Here is a 20064-nt window from a genome sequence, read left to right as displayed (position 1 = left end):
AAAAACCGCCGTCAGGGTTACGGAAGAAGACCCTGACGGCGGTTTTTCACCCCGTCAGCGGTTAATTTGGGTCAAATTTGCATTTGCATTTTTAAGTACATAATTCCGTTGATTATTAGTTAATCCTCTCCTTCTGAACTATTATTTTTTAGATTGGAGGATTTTAGGATTCAGTTCGACAAAAAATATAGTTCAATCCCCAATAACCAATCCACCAATAACCAATCCACCAGTAACCAATCCACCAATAACCAATCCCCAATAACCAATCCACCAGTACCCAATTCCTCCATTATGACATTCGTCAGTTTTCTGACTGATACATCCCCCCTTCTTCGCTGATTCTCCTCATGTGACTTCCTGATTGTTTCCATCAATTTTGTAGAAACAAATTACTATTTCAGCCGATGCAAATTATCTATTTTATGATTGGCGTGAGTTTGCTGATGGCCTTAGGCTTTTTAGCAGCTTTTTTCTGGGCAATGAGCAAAGGACAAAATGATGACCTCCACACGCCAGCCATGCGAATACTTTTGGAAGATGAAACGCTAACTAAAACTGAATCAACATATTATCACGATGAAAGAACCAATACAACCCACCACCACTCACGAGCCTAAAAAGTGTAAGTGTAGTAAAGATTGTAATCGTTGCAAAGCAATGAAATTAATTGATTTTGAGAAGTTTAACTAAAATCTATCACGATGTCAGCCATTAATACAAACGTAGAACATTTTGAGTACGACAATACAATCGTCCGAAATTTTGCCCTTGCCTCCATAATTTTTGCCATAGTTGGGTTACTGGTAGGTTTATTGATTGCCACCCAACTTTTTTTGCCTGCTGCCAATATTACACAGTATTTTACCTTTGGCCGTATTCGGGCATTGCATACCAATGCAGTTATTTTTGCCTTCGTCGGTAACGCCATTTTTGCTGGAATTTATTATTCTCTGCAACGTCTTTGTAAAGCTCGTCTTTATAGCGATTTACTATCAAAAATACACTTTTGGGGTTGGCAATTAATCATTTTATCGGCAGCAATTACCTTACCTTTAGGATTAAGCACTTCTAAAGAATATGCAGAATTAGAATGGCCAATTGATATTGCCATTGCCCTTATTTGGGTAATATTTGGTATTAATATGTTCGGTACAATTTTCAAACGTCGTGAGCGTCACTTGTATGTAGCCATCTGGTTTTATATCGCTACCTTCGTTACCGTTGCGATGTTACACATTGTCAACTCTTTGGCAATTCCAGTTTCTCTCACTAAAAGTTATTCATTGTACGCAGGTGTGCAAGATGCTTTGGTGCAATGGTGGTACGGACACAATGCGGTGGCATTTTTCTTGACAACTCCGTTCTTAGGATTGATGTACTATTATTTGCCTAAAATGGCTAATCGTCCTGTTTATTCTTACAAATTATCAATCTTACACTTTTGGTCGTTGATTTTCTTATACATCTGGGCAGGGCCTCACCACTTACTTTATACAAGTTTACCAGACTGGGCTCAGTCATTAGGAACGGTATTTTCAATTATGTTGATTGCTCCGTCTTGGGGAGGTATGATTAATGGTTTGCTTACGCTTCGTGGAGCTTGGGACAAAGTTCGTGAAGACCCAAGATTAAAAATGATGGTGGTTGGGGTTACGGCTTACGGTATGGCAACTTTTGAAGGGCCAATGCTTTCATTGAAAAACATCAACGCTATTGCTCACTATACCGACTGGATTCCTGCACACGTACACGTGGGTGCGTTAGGTTGGAATGGCTTCCTTTCATTTGCGGTAATGTATTATATCGTTCCGAAAATGTACGGGAATGAGATGTTCTCTAAAAAATTGATGAATGCTCACTTCTGGTTAGGAACATTAGGGATTTTATTCTGGGCAGTACCGATGTATATCTCAGGATTTACGCAAGGAATGATGTGGAAAGAGTTTACTGCCGAAGGAAACTTAAAATACGGCAGTTTCTTGGAAACGACTTTACAAGTTATTCCAATGTATTATTTGAGAGCTTTGGGTGGATTATTCTACTTATCGGGTGCTTTAATTGGTGCATATAACATTTTCAAAACGATGTTAGTGGGTAAATTAATCGCCAACGAAGCAGCACAAGCTCCCGCTCTGGAAAAAGTATTTATTGCCGAAGGTAGCGATTCGCACTGGCACAAATGGGTTGAACGGAAACCTTTACAAATGCTATTTTGGTCGTTTGTAGTTGTTGCCATTGGTGGTATGATTGAGATTATCCCAACTTTCATGGTTCAGTCAAACGTTCCAACGATTGCTTCGGTACAACCATATACGCCGTTAGAATTACAAGGTAGAGATTTATACATCCGTGAAGGTTGTGTTTCGTGTCACAGTCAGATGATTCGTCCATTCCGTTCAGAGACAGAACGTTACGGAGAATATTCAAAAGCAGGTGAATTTGTGTATGACCACCCATTCTTGTGGGGCTCAAAAAGAACTGGACCAGATTTGCATCGTGAAGGCGGTAAATATCCAGATTCTTGGCACTACCACCACATGAGAGACCCAACGTCGATGTCACCAGGTTCAATCATGCCTCCTTATGAGTGGTTATTAGAACAAAAATTGAATGTTTCTAATACGCAAGACAAATTGAGAGCGATGAAAACTTTGGGCGTTCCTTATGACGATTACGCTATCAAAAATGCCAATATTGATTTAGCAGAACAAGCAAAAGCAATTTCTGATAATTTGGCAAAAGAGAAAATCAAAGTTGCTCCTGACAAAGAAATCGTTGCCTTGATTGCGTATTTACAACGTTTAGGAACGGATATTAAGAAAGGACAACAGTAGTCACCAATGGCACGCAGATGACACAGATGCTTCGCAACGCAGATTTTTGCAGATTTTAATATCAAATCAGATTATTTTTTTAAAAAGAAAGATTACGATAGTTAAAAGCTAAAAATCTATATAAATCTGCGTTGCGAAGCATCTGCCTCATCTGCGTGCCAAAACCAAACAAAGCCATGTTCAAACAATTTATTGATAAAATGCAAGGAGCAGACATTCCAATGATTACTTCCCTCCTCATATTTTTTGTATTCTTTCTTTTGGTAGGTACTTATTTATTCATTATCGACAAAAAGCACCTTACCTACATGAGTCATTTACCACTCAACGAAGAACAAACCATTATCAGATGAAAAAGATATTTATACTTCCATTATTATTGTCGTCATCCGCAATGAATGGAGCCGTTTTTAATAAACAAATCCTGTTAGCAACCACCTCAGAATTAACGTTTTACGAGGTTCTTTTAATCAGTGCTTTGTTTGTAATGTGTATCATTTTATTAGTGGTAACAATCACATTACAAAATTTTGTCAAAGTGCTTTTAAAACCTAAAGAGCAAGAAGATTCAGCTTATACGCAAGCAATGGAAAGCCGAACTTTTTGGCAGAAATTCTGGAGTTTGAAGCCATTGTCGATGGAAAAAGACATGATGATTGAGCATGAATTTGACGGAATTTCAGAGTTAGACAACCCAACGCCACCGTGGTTTATGTATCTTTTTTATTCAAGTATTGTCTTTGCGGTCGTTTATTTATTCGCTTTTCACATTGTTGGTAATGGACAAATTATGACCAACGAATACTCCGAAGAAATAGCCATTGCAGATAAAGCTCATGAATTATACATGAAAAAATTTGCCAATTCTGTCAATGAAAACAACGTAAAAGTATTAACTGATGCAAAATCGTTGGAAGATGGCAGCAAAATTTATACGCAAAACTGTGTGGCTTGTCACGGAGATAAAGGTCAAGGAATTGTAGGACCAAACTTGACGGATGAGTTTTGGTTACACGGAGGTTCAACCAAAGATATTTTCCATACCATTACAGAAGGTGTACCAGAAAAAGGGATGATTTCTTGGAAAAAGTCATTGAATCCAATTCAAGTACAACACGTAGTGAGTTATATCAGCACTTTACAAGGAACAAAACCAGCAAACCCCAAAGAACCGCAAGGTGATAAGTATGTAGCGAAATAAGATTTAGTGAAAAGTCATAAGTAATAATTTCTACAAAACATTTCGGAACTATATACCTATTAATGCAGAACCGCTGACGGGGTGAAAAACCGCCGTCAGGGTTTTGGATTCAGACCCCTGACGGCGGTTTTTCACCCTGTCAGCGGTTAATATGGTCAAAATTTCATCTTGCATTAATAAGTACATAATTCCGAAACATTTTTACAGATTTATGCAAATGATTATCAGTGAAATAAATCACTAAATCACAACTCACTCAATCACCAAATTAGTCATGAAACCAGCTAAAATAGATACCACCAATTACCGAGACCATTTATCCAATGTAACGCAAACAGGGAAGAGAATCTGGATTTATCCTCGCATTGTGGCGGGTCAATTTTACAAGTTGCGTACTTATTTTTCGTGGCTTTTGTTAGGTCTTTTATTGGGTTTGCCTTGGGTAGAAGTGGACGGACATCCGATATTTCTATTCAATGTTTTGGAACGTCGATTTATCTTTTTTGGGGTAACATTTTTCCCCCAAGATTTTCATTTAGTTGCTATTGGATTACTAACTTTTATTGTTTTCATTATCCTGTTTACAGTGATTTTCGGTAGAGTTTGGTGCGGATGGGCTTGTCCACAAACTATTTTCATGGAAATGCTTTTTCGGAAAGTTGAAATTCTGATTGAAGGCGACCACAACGCACAAAGACGATTAGACACTCAGCCTTGGACGACTGAAAAAATTTGGAAGAAAACGCTCAAACATTTCATTTTTGTTGTGCTTTCTTTTCTGATTGCGAATGTATTTTTGGCGTATTTGATTGGGAAAAAAGCATTATTAGCCGTGATTTTTGATAATCCACTCAATCATCTTGTAGGCTTGTTTTCAATCATCATTTTTACAGCGGTTTTCTACTTCGTATTTGCTCGTTTTCGTGAATTAGTTTGTATTGTGGTTTGCCCTTACGGACGTTTACAAGGCGTGATGTTAGACAAAAAATCTATCGTTGTGGCTTATGATTTTATTCGTGGGGAAATCAGAGGGAAGCACCAAACTGCTACCGAAAAAGAAGTGGCTCTTGCTAAAAATGAACCCGTCCACGGTTCTTGTATTGACTGTAAAATATGCGTTCAGGTTTGTCCAACAGGCATTGACATTCGTAATGGTACGCAATTGGAATGTATTGGTTGCACCGCTTGTATTGATGCTTGCGACGAAGTAATGGACAAAATCGAAGAGCCTCGTGGACTGATTCGTTATGCTTCTGTTGAAGGCATTGAGCAGAAAAAGAAACTAAAATTCAGCGGTAGAATTGCCGCTTATTCACTTGTTTTAGTAGCACTTTTAGGCATTTTAGGATTTTTATTAATCACTCGTAATATGGTTGAAACCACCATTTTAAGAGCTCCAGGACTTACTTACCAAGAAAGTAAAGACGGCACCGTTAGCAACCTTTACAATGTACAAGTGCTGAACAAAAGTTATCAAAAAATACCTGTACAATTCCACTTAAAAGGGAATAATGGTCAAATAAAAATGATTGGGAAATCTTTAATGGTACAGTCGGGAGAAGTAGCCGAATCGTCATTTTTCATTATTCTACCGACAAAATCATTGAAAGAAAGTAGTGTAAAATTGGAGATAGAGGTAATATCAGAAGGTAAAATCATTGATGTGGTAAAAACGAAATTTCTTGGGCCTATTCAGGATTGAGTTTTGCCACGAAGACACGAAGGCTCTAAGTTGAAATTTTTTGCCACGAAGACACGAAGGCTCTAAGTTGATTTTTTTTTGCCACGAAGGCTCTAAGAATTTGGGGCTAACGCAGACAGGGTTTGAACCCTACCTGCGTTAATCAACCAAGTATTTTAAATATTAAAGATTTTAAACAAAATTCTTTTTGTCTTCGTGCCTTTGTGGCTAAAACCTATTTCCAAATATCTTAAACAAATAAAATCATGAACTGGGGAAAATCAATTGTATTGAGTTTTGTAGTATTCGCCTCATTTGTTGGGACGATGGCGTACAAAATGGCAACTGCCAAAGTGGATTTGGTCAGGACGAATTATTATCAGAAAGAAATTGATTTTCAACAGCAAATCGACCGTGTAAATAATTCAGCTACTTTTAAAAACAATAAAGTCATGACTTATTCACCCGAAAACCAAGTGTTAAGAATTGGATTCCCAACACCCGTGAACAAAGGAGAAATCACTTTCTTTCGTCCATCTGATAAAGGTTTGGATTTTACGATACCCATTCAAAAAACAACCACTTTTGATTATTCCACCCAAAAAATGCAGAAAGGATATTGGAAAGTACAAGTGACATGGACGGATGGTAGAAGTGAGTATTATTTAGAAGATGAATTGATAATTAAATGAGTGATTGAGTGAATTGTGAATATTAACCGAACTATCTACTATTTGTCTATTTGTCGCAAGAAAGTAAACCGCCGACAGGGCGAAAAGCCGCTGTCAGGGTTTCGGACTCAACCCTGACAGCGGCTTTTCGCCCTGTCGGCGGTTGTGAAACGAATAGTAGATAATTCCAAATATTAAGATTCCATAATCACAACTCACCAACTCACAATTCACTCAATGACTAAATACAAAAAATGAACATTTTATATTCAATAGCTTTCATGACTGGTTTGGCAGGGAGTTTCCATTGCGTGGGGATGTGTGGACCAATTGCCCTTGCCTTGCCAGTCGGAAAGCTATCGTTTTTTCAAGCTACCCTTAGCCGAATTCTTTATAATGCAGGTAGAATTCTCACTTACAGCACTTTAGGAATGGCTTTTGGGTATTTTGGTAGTTCTTTTTTTGTCGCAGGTTTCCAACAACAATTTTCCATTTTTATGGGTTTATTGGTATTTCTTTTCATTTTTCCAAACCGCATTGTTGCATGGAGTCCTTTCCAAAAAATTACCCATTATTTAACCAACTCATTTCGTAAAGTTTTTCCAATTCAATCGCCCATAGGCTTTCTTGTTTTGGGAATACTCAATGGTTTATTGCCCTGCGGGTTAGTATATGTGGCACTCGCAGGAGCAGCGGCATCATCAACACCGACACAAGGAGCCATTTTTATGGCATTATTTGGTTTAGGAACAGCTCCGATGATGTTTTCAGTGAGTATTCTTCCCAAATTTTTAAGCCTCAACCTTCGTCAGAAAATCAACAAATTTCTACCCATTTATACTTTTTGTCTGGCTATTTTCTTTGTTGTTCGTGGGTTAAATTTGGGGATTCCTTACCTTAGTCCTAAATTTGAAAAGCAAACGGCTACTCGTACAATTCCAGTATGCCATACCATCAAAAAGAATTAATAGACAATTCATCATTAAATCCATTTATGAATCTTCCAGTTAGTCAAGCACTTTTAGCAACTGTATTTGAAAATACTCCTTCATTTATGGGCGTGTATAATGTTAATACGCATGAGTTTGAGTTTATCAATCAAACTGGGCTAAATATGCTTTGCGTTACTGATTTAGAAGACTTCAAAAAGGTTTTTCCACACGGTTTCAGAAAGGATAAACTTAGTATCAAAGAGCATTCAGAAATAGCTGAGCATTTGATGAATAACAAAGTTTGGTCGGAAGAAATCATTTTTGAAAATCGTGTAAAAGATGAATTTTGGGGAAATCTACAAATTTCATTATTCCAAGATTTAGGCATTCCGCATTACTTCGTTAGAATAACAGATATTTCTTCTCGCAAAAAAACAGAGCAACAAGTTAGAGATGAAGAAAACCGCTTTGAAGCACTTTTCATGCACGCAGCTATCGGTATCATCATGGTAAATCGTGAAGGAAAAATTGTACTATCTAATCATTTTGCAGATGTACTTTTTGGCTACCAAAGAGGTGAACTGATGGGAAATCAATTAGATATTTTAATTCCTCAAAATATCAAAGAACAACATCAAAAAACCTATCAAAGCTACACCCAAAAACCGCAAGATAGAGCAATGGGTGTTGGTTTAGACTTAAATGGCAGAAGAAAAGATGGGTCATTATTCCCCGTTGAGATTAGTTTGAGTCATTTTAAATCGGGAGATACGCCTTATTATATTTCATTTATTAACGATACTACTTTCAAGAAAAAAGCAGAAACAGATTTGCTCAATAAAAACTCTGAAATCAAGAAATTGAATGATAGTTTGGAGAAAGAGGTCGTCAATAGAACAAATGCGTTAGTGGAAACGCTCAAAAGTTTAGAACGTTCTAAATTAGAGTTAGAAATTGCATTAAACAAAGAAAAAGAATTAGGCGAATTAAAATCTCGATTTGTTTCAATGGCTTCTCATGAGTTTAGAACACCTTTGACGGCTATACAATCTGCGGCATCATTGATTGAAAAATACCCAAAAACCGAAGAACAAGATAAGCGAGAACGCCACACGCAACGCATCAAAGCGGCGGTGGGAAATTTAACCGATATTTTAGAGGAATTTTTATCAGTCGGCAAATTAGAAGAAGGTAAAATAGAAACAAAAATGAGTGCCTTTGATTTACCAGAATTGATGCAAGAATGTATCATCGATTTAACAAGTATTACCCGCAAAGGGCAAAAAATCAACTATCAACATTCAGGTGATTCAATCGTCAAGTTGGATAAATCTTTATTACGTAAAATCATTATTAATCTTTGTTCAAATGCTCTGAAATTTTCAACCGAAAATTCAACGATTGATGTTATAACGGATTTTCAAATGGATTCCTTAGTTCTGAAAGTTTCAGACAAAGGCATTGGAATTTCGGCAGAAGACCAAAAGCATTTATTTGACCGTTTTTTCAGAGGAGCAAACGTAACCAATATTCAAGGAACAGGTTTGGGCTTGCATATCGTGGCTCGTTATGCCGAATTGCTCAACGGAAAAGTTACCGTAGAAAGCGAGTTAAACGTGGGGACAACCTTTACCGTTACCATAAAATCTTAACAATTATGAAAACAATCCTTTTAGTAGAAGATAGCGACGATATTAGAGAAACCACAGCCGAGATTTTGGAGCTGGCAGGTTATAAAGTTTTGACGGCTGAAAATGGAAAAATAGGCGTTGAAGTTGCCCAAACTACCAAACCAGATTTAGTAGTTTGTGATATTATGATGCCTGTTTTAGATGGATACGGCGTTTTGCATATTTTTAGCCAAAGTCCTGATTTACAAAACATTCCGTTTATTTTCTTAACTGCCAAAACGGAAAGAACTGACCTCCGCAAAGGTATGGACATGGGTGCAGATGATTATTTGACAAAACCCTTCCAAGAAATTGAGTTGTTGAATGCTATTGAAAGTCGTTTCAAAAAATTAGAAAAGCTTTCAAATTCTTTTAAAAATACCCACGAAGGCATCGAAGAGTTTTATCAAAAAGCTACTAAACACGCTGATTTGCATTCGCTTTCGGCAGATAGAAAAATCTCAACGGTTAAGAAAAAACAATTAATTTATGCCGAAGGTGATGAACCCATTAAGTTCTATTTCTTGAAACATGGAAAAATTAAAACATTCCAAGCCAACAGAGACGGCAAAGAATTTATCACGGGATTATACAATTCGGGAGATTTCTTCGGACACATTGCTATCATCGAAAATACTGAATATCAAGAGTCAGCGGAGGCGTTAGAAGACTGTGAAATTATTGGGATTCCGAAGCATGACTTTTTAGAATTAATCACTCGTAATCAAACAGTTGCCAACCAATTTATCAAAATGTTGGCAAATGATATTCAAGAGAAAGAGAAATTACTCACGCAAATGGCGTATAATTCTATCCGAAAAAGAACGGCAGATGCTTTGGTAATGTTATCGAAAAAATACAAAAGTGAAGGACAAGAAACTTTTGCCATGAGAATATCAAGAGACGACTTAGCATCGGTAGTTGGGACGGCAACGGAATCATTAATTAGAACATTAAGCGATTTCAAAGCCGACCATTTAATTGAAATTAGTGGTAGCGAAATCCGAATTGTAGATGAACGAAAATTGGTTAATTTAAGAGGATAAAAAATCCCGAAAGTAGTCCATTATGAACGATAAACGCTGTCAGAGTTCAAAAACCCTGACAGCGTTAGAAATTGACAGCATTAATTGCCTGTATTAATTACGCCCACCTCTACTTTCAGCGGGTCTGTCGCCACCACCGTTATTACCTCTCGATGGTTCTGAACGACCGTTAGAATTTCTACCATTATTATTTGGTTCGGTTCTATTAGCACGGTCGTTACCTCTACCCTGAGAATATCCACCATTATTATTATCACGATTTGGCTCTACACGGTCGTTACCTCTACCCTGAGAATATCCACCATTATTATCCCCACGATTTGGCTCTACACGGTCATTACTTCTACCCTGAGAATATCCACCATTATTATCCCCACGATTTGGCTCTACACGGTTAGAACGTTCTCTATCTCTATTATTGTCGTAGCCTCCATTTCTTGAATTACCTCTATTATTACGGTCAGCTCTGTCGTTACCACGAGAATCATTATTTCTTTTATTGTATTGACTTCTTTCTGAATAATATCTACGAGCCACCTGATTTCGGTCATTTCTGTACCAACCGTTATAATTTGGACGTGGCACATAACCAAGCGTTATGCTACCAAAACCTCTTTTGTCGAATCTGAAGAAATCAAAACCACCTTGATAATACCATCTTGGATACCCACGGCGGTCGTAACCATAAACATCAAAACCATAAAAAGAACGGTCATTATCGTACAATTCAATACCAACTCGGCGATTTAGATACACCACATCATCCCAAATTTCTTGTTGTTCCCAACTCGTAAAAATTCCATCTGATTGATACGCATATTCTTTACGTTCCAAATCCTCCAAACGGCGATAAACAATATTGGATTCATTCCGAGTAATCAATCCTCTTTGAATACCATCGCTGATACGCACTCTAATATCCCAGTGCCAGTCAAACTCATTATCATAATAATATCTGTCATCATCATATCCGTAGCCTTGATTGCCATATTGTGCCATTGCCGATGAAATAGTAGAAATTACTATCATTACAGCCACCATGTATTTTCTCATTTTCGTGATTGGTTAAATTTATTTATTTGTCCATTAGAACAGAAAAACAGCCAAAGTATTATTAACGACTTGTTAATGAGGTGTTAATGTTTTGTTAAGGGACAAATGAATGGGGATTTACCCCTAAGATTAGTATTTTTCATTTCAATTATTTTAGTGATAGTCTCAAATGTTACTTATAGTCTTTGATTTATAGTCAACAAATTTTGAGTTTTGTGTTATGGATGTTAAAGGAAAAATAGGACAAAGAATTAAGCATTTACGAGATATTTCGGCAATGTCACAAAAAGACTTGGCTTATTCTGCTGATTTAGATAGAAGTTATATTGCTTCGGTTGAAAACGGTAGTCGTAATATATCCATAGTGAATATTGAAAAAATTGCCACTGCACTAAACGTAACGCTAAAAACCTTTTTTGATTATGACGAATTTGATAAACCTACAACAAGCCATTAACGAGATTAAAAAATCTATTGAAAATGCTATAAAAACCGCTGGTACTGAGGGTAAGAACAACCTTATTCGTAGCCAGAAGCCAATAAAACTACTTCACGAAATTGTCAAGTCTGATTTAATTAAAAACAATGTCAATCCAGAATTAATTTGTCCAAAACTGGCAGAAAGCCACGGCGAATTATCTCTTGCAGGCTTTTTCAAACGTAAAAATCAAGACGTTTCTATTATTCCCAATTATCTAACTAAAACAGAAGAAATTCTAAATTTTGAAGGAATTCTTTACGGACAAAAAGATAATTATGGCTTTGATTTCACTGAACAAACTTTAACCATTAATGTCCGAAGTCAGTTGAGTAGTTCAGCAAAAAATTTCGATACACTTTATGAACGAACATTTGCAGAAGCGTTAAATCTACATTTACGCTGTGAGAAGATGGTTTTGGGTGAGTTTTATATGATTTCAGTAAATGAATATGATAGTAATGAAGCCAATAAGAAAAGTGTAAAATACAAAAAACTCACTAACGTCGATAAGCACATTGAAAAATATTTACTTTCGTTTGGAGCAGTTAATGGGCGAAATGATACTAAAATAGACCACTATAAATACGAAAGAGTTTGTTTATTAATTGTGGATTTTAGTCAGAGCATTCCAAAGATTTACTATACTGATGAAGAATTAAAAAGAGATAATTTATTACCTAAAAACTCAATCGCAAGTATTGAAAAATTGAGTTTCCCCAATTTTATTACTGATTTGCTAACCATCTACGAAACCAGATTTGGTAAAGACAAATTCAATTGATATTTATCAATTAAAAATTTATCTATTTCTTGTTTATCATTCAATGATTTCAGGATATTGATTTCCTCTTTTGTGAACATTGGAATGGTAAATTTTTCAATAAAATTTTTCTGATAACAAGGATAACCACCTTCAATAGATACACTCGTTTTACTTACATAGTAGTGCATCAAGTAAGAATTCAAGATTTTTTGAACCGCTGCTATATTTTCTATTAATGTTAAAGGGTTTTCGGGTTCGTCGAATAAAGAAAAGGTTGTCTTTGGTTCTCTAAAAAACAACCCATATCCATTCGTAAAGAAGGCTTCTTCCTCTTCTACTAACAAAAATCTTGGAAATTGACTAAACGTAGGGTTTAAAATTCGTTTGCCAAACTTATTCAAACCTTGCGTTCTTCCCCAAACAAAAAATGGCTCATATTTAACCTTTCCTTTGTCTCGGGTCGATAGGTTTTCTTTTTCAGACAATAAATAAGCGTAGCATTTTGGGTATTTTGTAGCAAATTCTTGTTCAGAAATTGGCATAGCATTTCCTTTACCAATATGATAAGGACAAATAATTCTCTTCGTATTATTTGCGATTTCTGCTTGCGATTTAAAATTCGATATTTTGTAAACCGATTTAGTTATCTCTTTCTCAATTTCAAACGTCCCATTTTCGGTAGTTTTTAAGAAAAACCCATCTTTTTCTATACTTCCATCTACAAAAAAAACATCATCTTTTAGCGTTGCAATACCCACACAAATATCAAAAAGAATACTTATTGGCGTACCTATATTTTCAATGATTTTAATATTTTTCTGTTCGTCTGATTTCAACAAACGCCATTTTTGGCTATTCAAATCTTTGAAATAATTAGGAGAACCATTAGCAATTGGCAAAAAATCTTCGGGTTTATAACCGTCCTTTATTCTATCAAAAGTAAGTGCTTCATTCTCTTTTTTATTCAAAAAAGTTAAAGCCGTGTACGTTTGAGCATCAAAAACCTTTTTGTGACTAAAATCAATAATTCGAGAAACACATTTTTTCTGTTGAAAATAATTACGTAATGAAACACCCGCCAAAGATGTAAAATAATTATTGGGCGTAATAAAACCCAATCTACCCGTTGGCTTCAAAAGTTGATACCCTAATTCAAAAAAAGCAAAATAAAGATTGAATGTCCCTCCCTCAACAGTCGTCCAGTTTTTGGCTAAATATGTTCTATTTTCTTCTGAAAGGTCTTGGAATTTTACATAAGGAGGATTACCAATAATAATATCAAATTGAGTTTTCCATGCAGCCTTTAAACTATCTTGGGTATATAAATTAAAATCACTTTCTTCTAAATTTTCACCATTCTGTAAGGCATAAATAGTCAATAAAAGTTTAGTTCTATCAATATTGTAATCCAATATATCCGAACCAAAAATATTCTCTTGAACCGTTTGTTTTATTGATTTACTAAATGTGTTTTTATAGTATTCTGCGAGCCCAATCAAAAATGCACCACATCCACAACTTGGGTCGAGACATTTCTCTTTTTCTTTAGGTTTAAGCTCACTAATAATAAAATCAACAATATAATTAGGCGTAAAAAATGCTCCATTCACTTTTCTATCATCAACAGGAATTAAAAGTTCAAGATAATTTTCGAGTTCTTTTATTGTTGTAATTTCAAGGTTATAAACATCGAAACAAAGTTTTTCATCTTGCTGAAAATCAATCAAGTAATTAGTCAAAATTGAATTTTCAGTATAGTAAAGTTTATTATTCGTCAAATAACAAAAAATCAAATGTTGCTCAATTATATTGAGAAAATATGATTTAAGCATTTCATTTAAAACTCCTTTTTTCATCCTTATTTAATGTTGACTTTGAGTAACAAAGATAAAAAAAAATGCCCACAAAAACATCACCAAACTACGAATTGGCTCAACAACAAAAAAGGCAACCCCAAAACTGAAGTCGCCTTTCCCCACAAACAACAAACTCTAATCACTCTATTTTAATTTGCGTCCGCCCCAAATCATTCCTAATGAGGCAATACCCACTAAGGTAATCGAATTCACGGGCATCAAAATCGCCGCTACGACTGGCGAAAGTGTACCCTGAATGGCGAACGTCAAACCAATACAATTATACATTAATGAAAACATATAACTAAACTTAATTAATCGCAATCCAAAATCACTGTAATTCAAATACTTGGGTAAATTACTCAATTGTTCTGCTCTCAAAATAGCGTCGCTCATAGGCGTAAAATTGAGCGTATCATCCGTTATAGCGATACCCACATCGGCTTGTTTTAATGCTCCTGCATCATTCAAACCATCCCCAATCATAATGACTTTATTCCCTTCGTTTTGTAGTTTTTTGATGAACGATAATTTATCCTGTGGACTACAATTGAAGTACAAGTTTTCTTTTCTTGAAAAATACTTTTCGAGGTTATGGCGTTCTGCTTCATTATCTCCCGAAAGCAAAAAAGTCTGATATTTTTTATTCAGTTCAGCAATCGTATTTTCTATGCCTTCTCTGTAAAAATTAGGCATTGAGAAATAGCCTAAATAATGATTATTGATAGCCACATGAGCCACAGAAGCCTCCGCATTTTGCTGACTAAAAAGTTCTGTTGAAAGTCCTAAAAACTTGCTTGAGCCTAATTTTAGGGGCAATCCATCAATTTCTCCTTCAATTCCTTTCCCTTCAATTTCTCTGAAATTTTCAATTGTCAAATAATCATTTTGAGCAACTAAATGTTTGATTTTTTGAGCAATAGGGTGAGACGAATTTCGTACTAATGACGCAATCATTTGCTCTTCAAAACTTGATAATTTACGATTTCCATAAAATTGAGGTTTTGAACCTTCGGCAGTTGTTAGCGTTCCCGTTTTATCAAAAACGATGGTATCACAATTTGCCATTTGCTCAATTACTTCTCCATTTTTGAGATAGAAATATTGCTTTCCTAAAAGTCGTAAACCATTTCCCAAAGCAAAAGGATAACTCAACGATAATGTACACGGACAAGCAATAATCAAAACGGCAGTAAAAGCATTTAGCATTTTACTTGGGTCTTGCAAATACCAATACAAAGCCACCGAAAATGCCAAAGTAAGCACACCAAAAGTAAAGTATTTCCCAACGGCATTCGAGAAAGTTTTTATCCGACTATCTTGCTCTTTTTGAAAAGTATCGTTGTTCCAAAGTTGGGTCAAATAACTTTGAGAAACTTCTTTCAAAACCTCCATTTCAATCGTCCCTCCTACTTGTCGTCCACCTGCGTAGAGGAAATCGCCCAATTGTTTTTCTTCCAAAGCAGACTCACCCGTTACGAAACTGTAATCAATTTGGGCATTGCCTTTGTAAAGCATTGAATCAGCAGGAATTAGTTCGCCATTTCTCACTAAAATTTTATCGCCTTTTTTCAAATCACTAATTGAAACGGCTTCTTCTTTCCCGAATAATAATCGAGTGACCGCTAAGGGAAAATACGATTTATAGTCACGCTCGAAAGACAGGAAATTATAGGTTTTTTGCTGAAACCATTTACCAATTAACAGGAAGAAAACTAAACCCGTCAGCGAGTCAAAATAGCCCGCTCCGTTATTAAAAACGACTTCATAAATTCCTCGACAAAATGCTACGAGAATACTCAACAAAATCGGAAAATCAATGTTGACAATGCCTTTTCGGAGACTTTTATAAACTGATTCAAAATAGCCAGAAGCCGAATAAAACACCACTGGAATTGCCAAAATGATGTTTAAATAACCAAAGAGATTTTTGTAGGTAGCATCTTGTAATCCTAAATATTCAGGAAAACTAAAGAGCATGATATTTCCCGCACAAAACCCCGCAACGCCCAATTGTGTGAGTAATTTACGGTAAGTGGGTTTCTGTTTTTCCTTCACCACATCGCTCAGCGACATCATCGGTTCGTAGCCCAAAGAGGTCAATAATTCGGCAACTTGGCGGAAGGTTATGTCTTTGTGTTGAAAGGTAACACTTACTTGTTTCTTCAAAAAATCGACTTGCGAACGCTCGATTGCGGGATGCAAGCGGTACAAATTTTCGAGCAAATACAAACATGAGCTACAATGAATTGAAGGTATATAAAAAGTAACTTTAGCAATACTATCATTCTGAAAATCAAGCAAATTGTTGGCGATAACGGCATTATCCAAAAAGGAAAACTGACCAATTTGTGGAGAATTTCCACCCATTTTTTCCAAGTCATAATACTGACAAAGATTATTTTCCTCTAAGATTTGATACACCGTTTTACAACCATTACAACAAAAATATTTTTCGTCGATATGAATATGGTCATCGGGACATTCAATGCCACAATGAAAACAAAGTTGGGAGGTATCGGTAGTGGTGGCTGTCATTTTTTTCGCTTATTTCCCATCAAAGTTCACTACCTCATTATCCAAATACCATGATGAATATTCCTGTACAAACTGATAAAAGTCATGTTTCTATCTATGTTTCCTCATGTACAAAAACAGCTTTTCTTGTCAATTTTGGTATATCAATTTTAAAAAACTATTGCATGAAAACGATACTATTCCCAACAGATTTTAGCACCAACGCCACCCACGCATCGCAGTATGCAGGAATGTTGGCAAGACGCTTGAATGCTAAGGTGGTCTTACTAAATGTATATTCAGTTCCAACTGTGTCAGAATACCAATTGCCGTATGAAATAGAGAATTTCATCATGCAAAACAGAAAAGACGCTGAAAAGAATTTACAGGACTTTACGGCACAATTTATTGAAGAAAACAGTTTAGCTTCCGACCGCATATCTCAAATGGTTGAGTATGGATTTGTGGGCGATAAAATTACAGAAATCGCCAAACAAATCAGTGCCAATTTAATTGTGATGGGAACAAAAGGAGCAAATAATGCTATTGATAAATGGCTCGGTACGCATTCACAGAAAGTGATGAAAAATGCCCCTTGCCCAGTTTGGATTGTTCCAGAAAATACAGCCATTAATTACCCTCAAAACATTCTATATGCCGCTGATTTTAAGGAAGATGAAGTATTGGCAACGCAAAAGGTCTTAGAATTTTCTAAACCGTTAGGGGCAGTTTGTAACGTTGTTCATATTCATGACTATTTTGAACTCAATGTTGGTCATGCCGTACAAGAAATGGTGCATTATTTAGAAGATGAATTTGAAAAAGATGAAGTAAACGTGCATAATGTTAATAGAGCCGATATTATTGGTGGGCTGGAAACTTACATTCGTACCCACAAACCAGACGTTTTGGCTTTGGCAATTCATGAAAAATCTTTCTTAGAAAAAATATTTGATACCAGCGTAACCAATCATTTTGTGCAGGAAGCCAAATTACCAATTCTAACTTTCAAAAAGTAATTTTTCTTAGCAAGTAGTCGTTATTATTTAGCGTAATCTATTAAAATATTTACAGACAATCTCACATTTAACGCATCAATTTTAACTCCTTCAAAAGCTATGAAAACGATTCTTTTCCCGACTGATTTTAGTAAAAATGCGGCTCATGCCTCCGAATATGCAGGAATGTTAGCCAAAATATACGACGCAAATATTGTTATTCTCAATACCTATTTTATTCCAATGGTTCCTGAAAACCCAATGGCTTATGAAGCTCAAAGTGCCATTGAAAGTAATAAACAGGAAGCTATTGAGGATTTAGAAAAGTTTGCAGAAACCTTCATTTCAAAGGCACATCTTCATCCAACAAGAGTTTCTCAACGGGTTGAATATGGTTTTCCTGCGGATAAAATCGTAGAAATAGCCAATGAAATAAAAGCCGATATGATTGTGATGGGAACAAAAGGAGCCTCTGATATTTTGGACAAATGGTTAGGAACAAATGCCCAAAAAGTGATGAAAGAGGCTCTTTGTCCAGTTTGGATTATTCCTTCTCATACGCATATCAAACAACCTCAAAAAATCATGTATGCCGCTGATTTTAAGGAAGATGAAGTCACTGCAACACAGCATTTCTTAGACATTGTAAAACCTTTAGAGACACTCAATAAGGTCATTCATATTAATGATTTCTTTGAACAAAATACAGAAAGTGTAGTGCAAGAAAAAGTGGGTGATTTGAGAGAAGAGTTCAAACAGGAAAATATTCTTATCAGAAATATCAAAAGAGAGGACGTAATTGAAGGTTTAGAAACGTACATCGAAACCTTCAAACCAAGCATTTTGGCATTGGCGGTTCATGAAAAATCTTTCTTAGAAAAAATATTTGATGTCAGCGTAACCAAACATTTTGTACAAGAAGCAAAATTACCCATTCTTACTTTTAGAAAATAGGTTCTTTATAGGTTTTAGGTTTTAGTGGTTGGGTTTTAGTAAATTCCAGACACCTAAAACCCAACACCTAAAACCTCCAATAACACAAACAAAACCTTCATTCTTATGACTATGACATCGGTAAATGATATTATGGATAACACAAAAATTCTGCAATTAATCACAGAAAGATTGGCGAATGTTAACCTCAAAAATCCAGTGGATAATTGGGAAATAAACCATGAATTAATTGAGTTGATTCTCGAATTGTATAACGATGAGGAGGATTTTGTGTATGAGAAAATGCAGAAATTTTCCATTGAAGATATTCTCAATTATTTACAAGCAACTCATCAGTATTATTTAGAAAAAAAACTTCCAGAGATTGAACAATCGATGTTACATATTTATTCCAAATACGCAGAAAGTCATCTACTTTTAAGCAGTTTGATGGTATTCTTTAATAATTATAAAAACCAATTAACCGCCCATATTCGGATGGAAGAACGCTATCTCTTTCCGTATATCAGACGAATGCTTTTAGCTTCAAAAACCAAAACGGTTTGTGCTAAAAACTTATCAATTGACCCATTTTTTTCTATTAAAAAATTCATTGCCAGTCACTTACCCATTGAAGATGAATTGAAAGAAGTTTCCAAAATAATCAAACAATTCTCTGGAGATGAAAGTATTCCATTGCCATTCAAAATCTTCATGAATCAAGTTGACTTTTTTGAAATTGAATTGCGGAAACACGCCATCATTGAAGACCACGTTTTAGTGCCGATGGTGGTAGAATTAGAAAATAAATTAAAAATGTAATAAGTGATTGGTAGGACAGGTTTCCAACCTGTCAAATATACTACCATAGACAGGTTGGAAACCTGTCCTACTATAAAACCAAAACAATTAAAATCAACAATATTAAAATTATGAAAGATACCATTTCGCACTTGCACGTAATGTGTAAAGATTGGCTAAGAGAGTTAGAATTTTACAAAACTGAAATTCCATTTTTCAAGAAAAGATTAGACGAAGTTGCTTCTAAAAATACCTCAAAAGACATCAAAATTGAAGTTGAGCATTTTGAAAATAAATTTTATATCATGAATCTTCACTTAGATGAGTTACTGCATGACGTAAAATTGAAGGAAGAATCATTAATCCAAAATGCCATTGAGCAACCCAAGTATATCAATGTAAAAATGATTGAAACGGACGAAAGCTTAGAAGATTTGATGGAATTTACCGCAACGGATTTTAAAGATACCAAGAAGGAATTTTATCAGTTTTTATCGAAGTATTTGTAAGAAGGGACAAATAGCACGCAGATAACGCAGATACTATCGTAACGCAGATTTACAGGATTTATAAAAATCTATGTCAATCTGCGTTGGAACATCAGCGTCATCAGCGTGCAAATAA

General features: G+C 35.5%; 19 protein-coding genes. 15 read left to right on the top strand and 4 right to left on the bottom strand.

Going from position 1 to position 20064, the window contains the following annotated elements; translation table 11 throughout:
- Positions 1-170 precede the first annotated feature (170 nt).
- Positions 171-374 (bottom strand): hypothetical protein, encoded by a 204-nt coding sequence (locus VB796_RS08295; protein WP_323346057.1) that lies wholly within the window; start codon positions 372-374, stop codon positions 171-173.
- A 33-nt stretch (positions 375-407) separates the two neighbouring features.
- Between VB796_RS08295 and ccoS the strand changes: the two genes are divergently transcribed.
- The 9 genes from ccoS to VB796_RS08250 all read left to right on the top strand — a co-directional run bounded on the left by ccoS (position 408) and on the right by VB796_RS08250 (position 10038).
- Complete coding sequence (ccoS, locus tag VB796_RS08290; RefSeq protein WP_323346056.1) at positions 408-620, top strand: cbb3-type cytochrome oxidase assembly protein CcoS; 213 nt, start codon at positions 408-410, stop codon at positions 618-620.
- Positions 621-704: 84 nt separating this feature from the next.
- Positions 705-2837: a cytochrome-c oxidase, cbb3-type subunit I gene (ccoN, locus tag VB796_RS08285; protein ID WP_323346055.1), complete on the top strand. Its 2133-nt coding sequence runs from the start codon at positions 705-707 to the stop codon at positions 2835-2837.
- A 176-nt stretch (positions 2838-3013) separates the two neighbouring features.
- Positions 3014-3190, top strand: coding sequence for a hypothetical protein (locus VB796_RS08280; protein WP_170117751.1), 177 nt, complete (start codon positions 3014-3016; stop codon positions 3188-3190).
- Positions 3187-4038, top strand: coding sequence for a cbb3-type cytochrome c oxidase N-terminal domain-containing protein (locus VB796_RS08275; protein ID WP_323346054.1), 852 nt, complete (start codon positions 3187-3189; stop codon positions 4036-4038). Before VB796_RS08280 ends, VB796_RS08275 begins: the two co-directional genes overlap by 4 nt.
- Before the next feature lie 274 nt (positions 4039-4312).
- Positions 4313-5740: a cytochrome c oxidase accessory protein CcoG gene (ccoG, locus tag VB796_RS08270; RefSeq protein ID WP_323346053.1), complete on the top strand. Its 1428-nt coding sequence runs from the start codon at positions 4313-4315 to the stop codon at positions 5738-5740.
- Between the two features lie 245 nt (positions 5741-5985).
- The gene (locus VB796_RS08265; protein WP_323346052.1) at positions 5986-6411 is read left to right on the top strand and encodes a FixH family protein; all 426 of its coding nucleotides are present in this window, start codon (positions 5986-5988) and stop codon (positions 6409-6411) included.
- A gap of 233 nt (positions 6412-6644) precedes the next feature.
- Entirely contained in the window at positions 6645-7358 is a 714-nt protein-coding gene (locus VB796_RS08260) for a sulfite exporter TauE/SafE family protein (RefSeq protein WP_323346051.1), read from the top strand.
- On the top strand, positions 7334-8974 hold the full coding sequence (locus VB796_RS08255) for a PAS domain-containing sensor histidine kinase (protein ID WP_323346050.1): 1641 nt from the start codon (positions 7334-7336) through the stop codon (positions 8972-8974). Before VB796_RS08260 ends, VB796_RS08255 begins: the two co-directional genes overlap by 25 nt.
- A gap of 5 nt (positions 8975-8979) precedes the next feature.
- Positions 8980-10038, top strand: coding sequence for a response regulator (locus tag VB796_RS08250; RefSeq protein WP_323346049.1), 1059 nt, complete (start codon positions 8980-8982; stop codon positions 10036-10038).
- Positions 10039-10131: 93 nt separating this feature from the next.
- On the opposite strand, the gene VB796_RS08245 is transcribed toward VB796_RS08250, so the two are convergent.
- Positions 10132-11091, bottom strand: coding sequence for a hypothetical protein (locus VB796_RS08245; protein ID WP_323346048.1), 960 nt, complete (start codon positions 11089-11091; stop codon positions 10132-10134).
- Between the two features lie 220 nt (positions 11092-11311).
- On the opposite strand from VB796_RS08245, the gene VB796_RS08240 reads away from it, so the two are divergent.
- Entirely contained in the window at positions 11312-11548 is a 237-nt protein-coding gene (locus VB796_RS08240; protein WP_323346047.1) for a helix-turn-helix transcriptional regulator, read from the top strand.
- Complete coding sequence (locus VB796_RS08235; protein WP_323346046.1) at positions 11514-12353, top strand: hypothetical protein; 840 nt, start codon at positions 11514-11516, stop codon at positions 12351-12353. The genes VB796_RS08240 and VB796_RS08235 overlap by 35 nt, the downstream gene beginning before the upstream one ends.
- On the opposite strand, the gene VB796_RS08230 is transcribed toward VB796_RS08235, so the two are convergent.
- Together VB796_RS08230 and VB796_RS08225 are read right to left on the bottom strand one after the other, a co-directional pair.
- Positions 12317-14191 (bottom strand): HsdM family class I SAM-dependent methyltransferase, encoded by a 1875-nt coding sequence (locus VB796_RS08230; RefSeq protein WP_323346045.1) that lies wholly within the window; start codon positions 14189-14191, stop codon positions 12317-12319. The genes VB796_RS08235 and VB796_RS08230 overlap by 37 nt on opposite strands.
- A 144-nt stretch (positions 14192-14335) precedes the next feature.
- Positions 14336-16729, bottom strand: coding sequence for a heavy metal translocating P-type ATPase (locus tag VB796_RS08225; RefSeq protein ID WP_323346044.1), 2394 nt, complete (start codon positions 16727-16729; stop codon positions 14336-14338).
- A 164-nt stretch (positions 16730-16893) separates the two neighbouring features.
- Between VB796_RS08225 and VB796_RS08220 the strand changes: the two genes are divergently transcribed.
- The 4 genes from VB796_RS08220 to VB796_RS08205 all read left to right on the top strand — a co-directional run bounded on the left by VB796_RS08220 (position 16894) and on the right by VB796_RS08205 (position 19949).
- A complete protein-coding gene (locus VB796_RS08220) occupies positions 16894-17727 on the top strand; it encodes a universal stress protein (protein ID WP_323346043.1) in 834 nt (277 codons plus the stop codon).
- A 99-nt stretch (positions 17728-17826) separates the two neighbouring features.
- Positions 17827-18660: a universal stress protein gene (locus VB796_RS08215; protein ID WP_323346042.1), complete on the top strand. Its 834-nt coding sequence runs from the start codon at positions 17827-17829 to the stop codon at positions 18658-18660.
- 105 nt (positions 18661-18765) lie between these two features.
- Positions 18766-19461, top strand: coding sequence for a hemerythrin (locus tag VB796_RS08210; protein WP_323346041.1), 696 nt, complete (start codon positions 18766-18768; stop codon positions 19459-19461).
- A gap of 110 nt (positions 19462-19571) precedes the next feature.
- Entirely contained in the window at positions 19572-19949 is a 378-nt protein-coding gene (locus VB796_RS08205; RefSeq protein WP_323346040.1) for a hypothetical protein, read from the top strand.
- Positions 19950-20064: the final 115 nt, after the last annotated feature.

The sequence above is a fragment of the Arcicella sp. LKC2W genome (genome assembly GCF_034931005.1).
Lineage (GTDB): Bacteria > Bacteroidota > Bacteroidia > Cytophagales > Spirosomataceae > Arcicella.
Note: the sequence above shows the minus strand (reverse complement) of the source record. Positions and strands in the feature narration are given on the sequence as shown.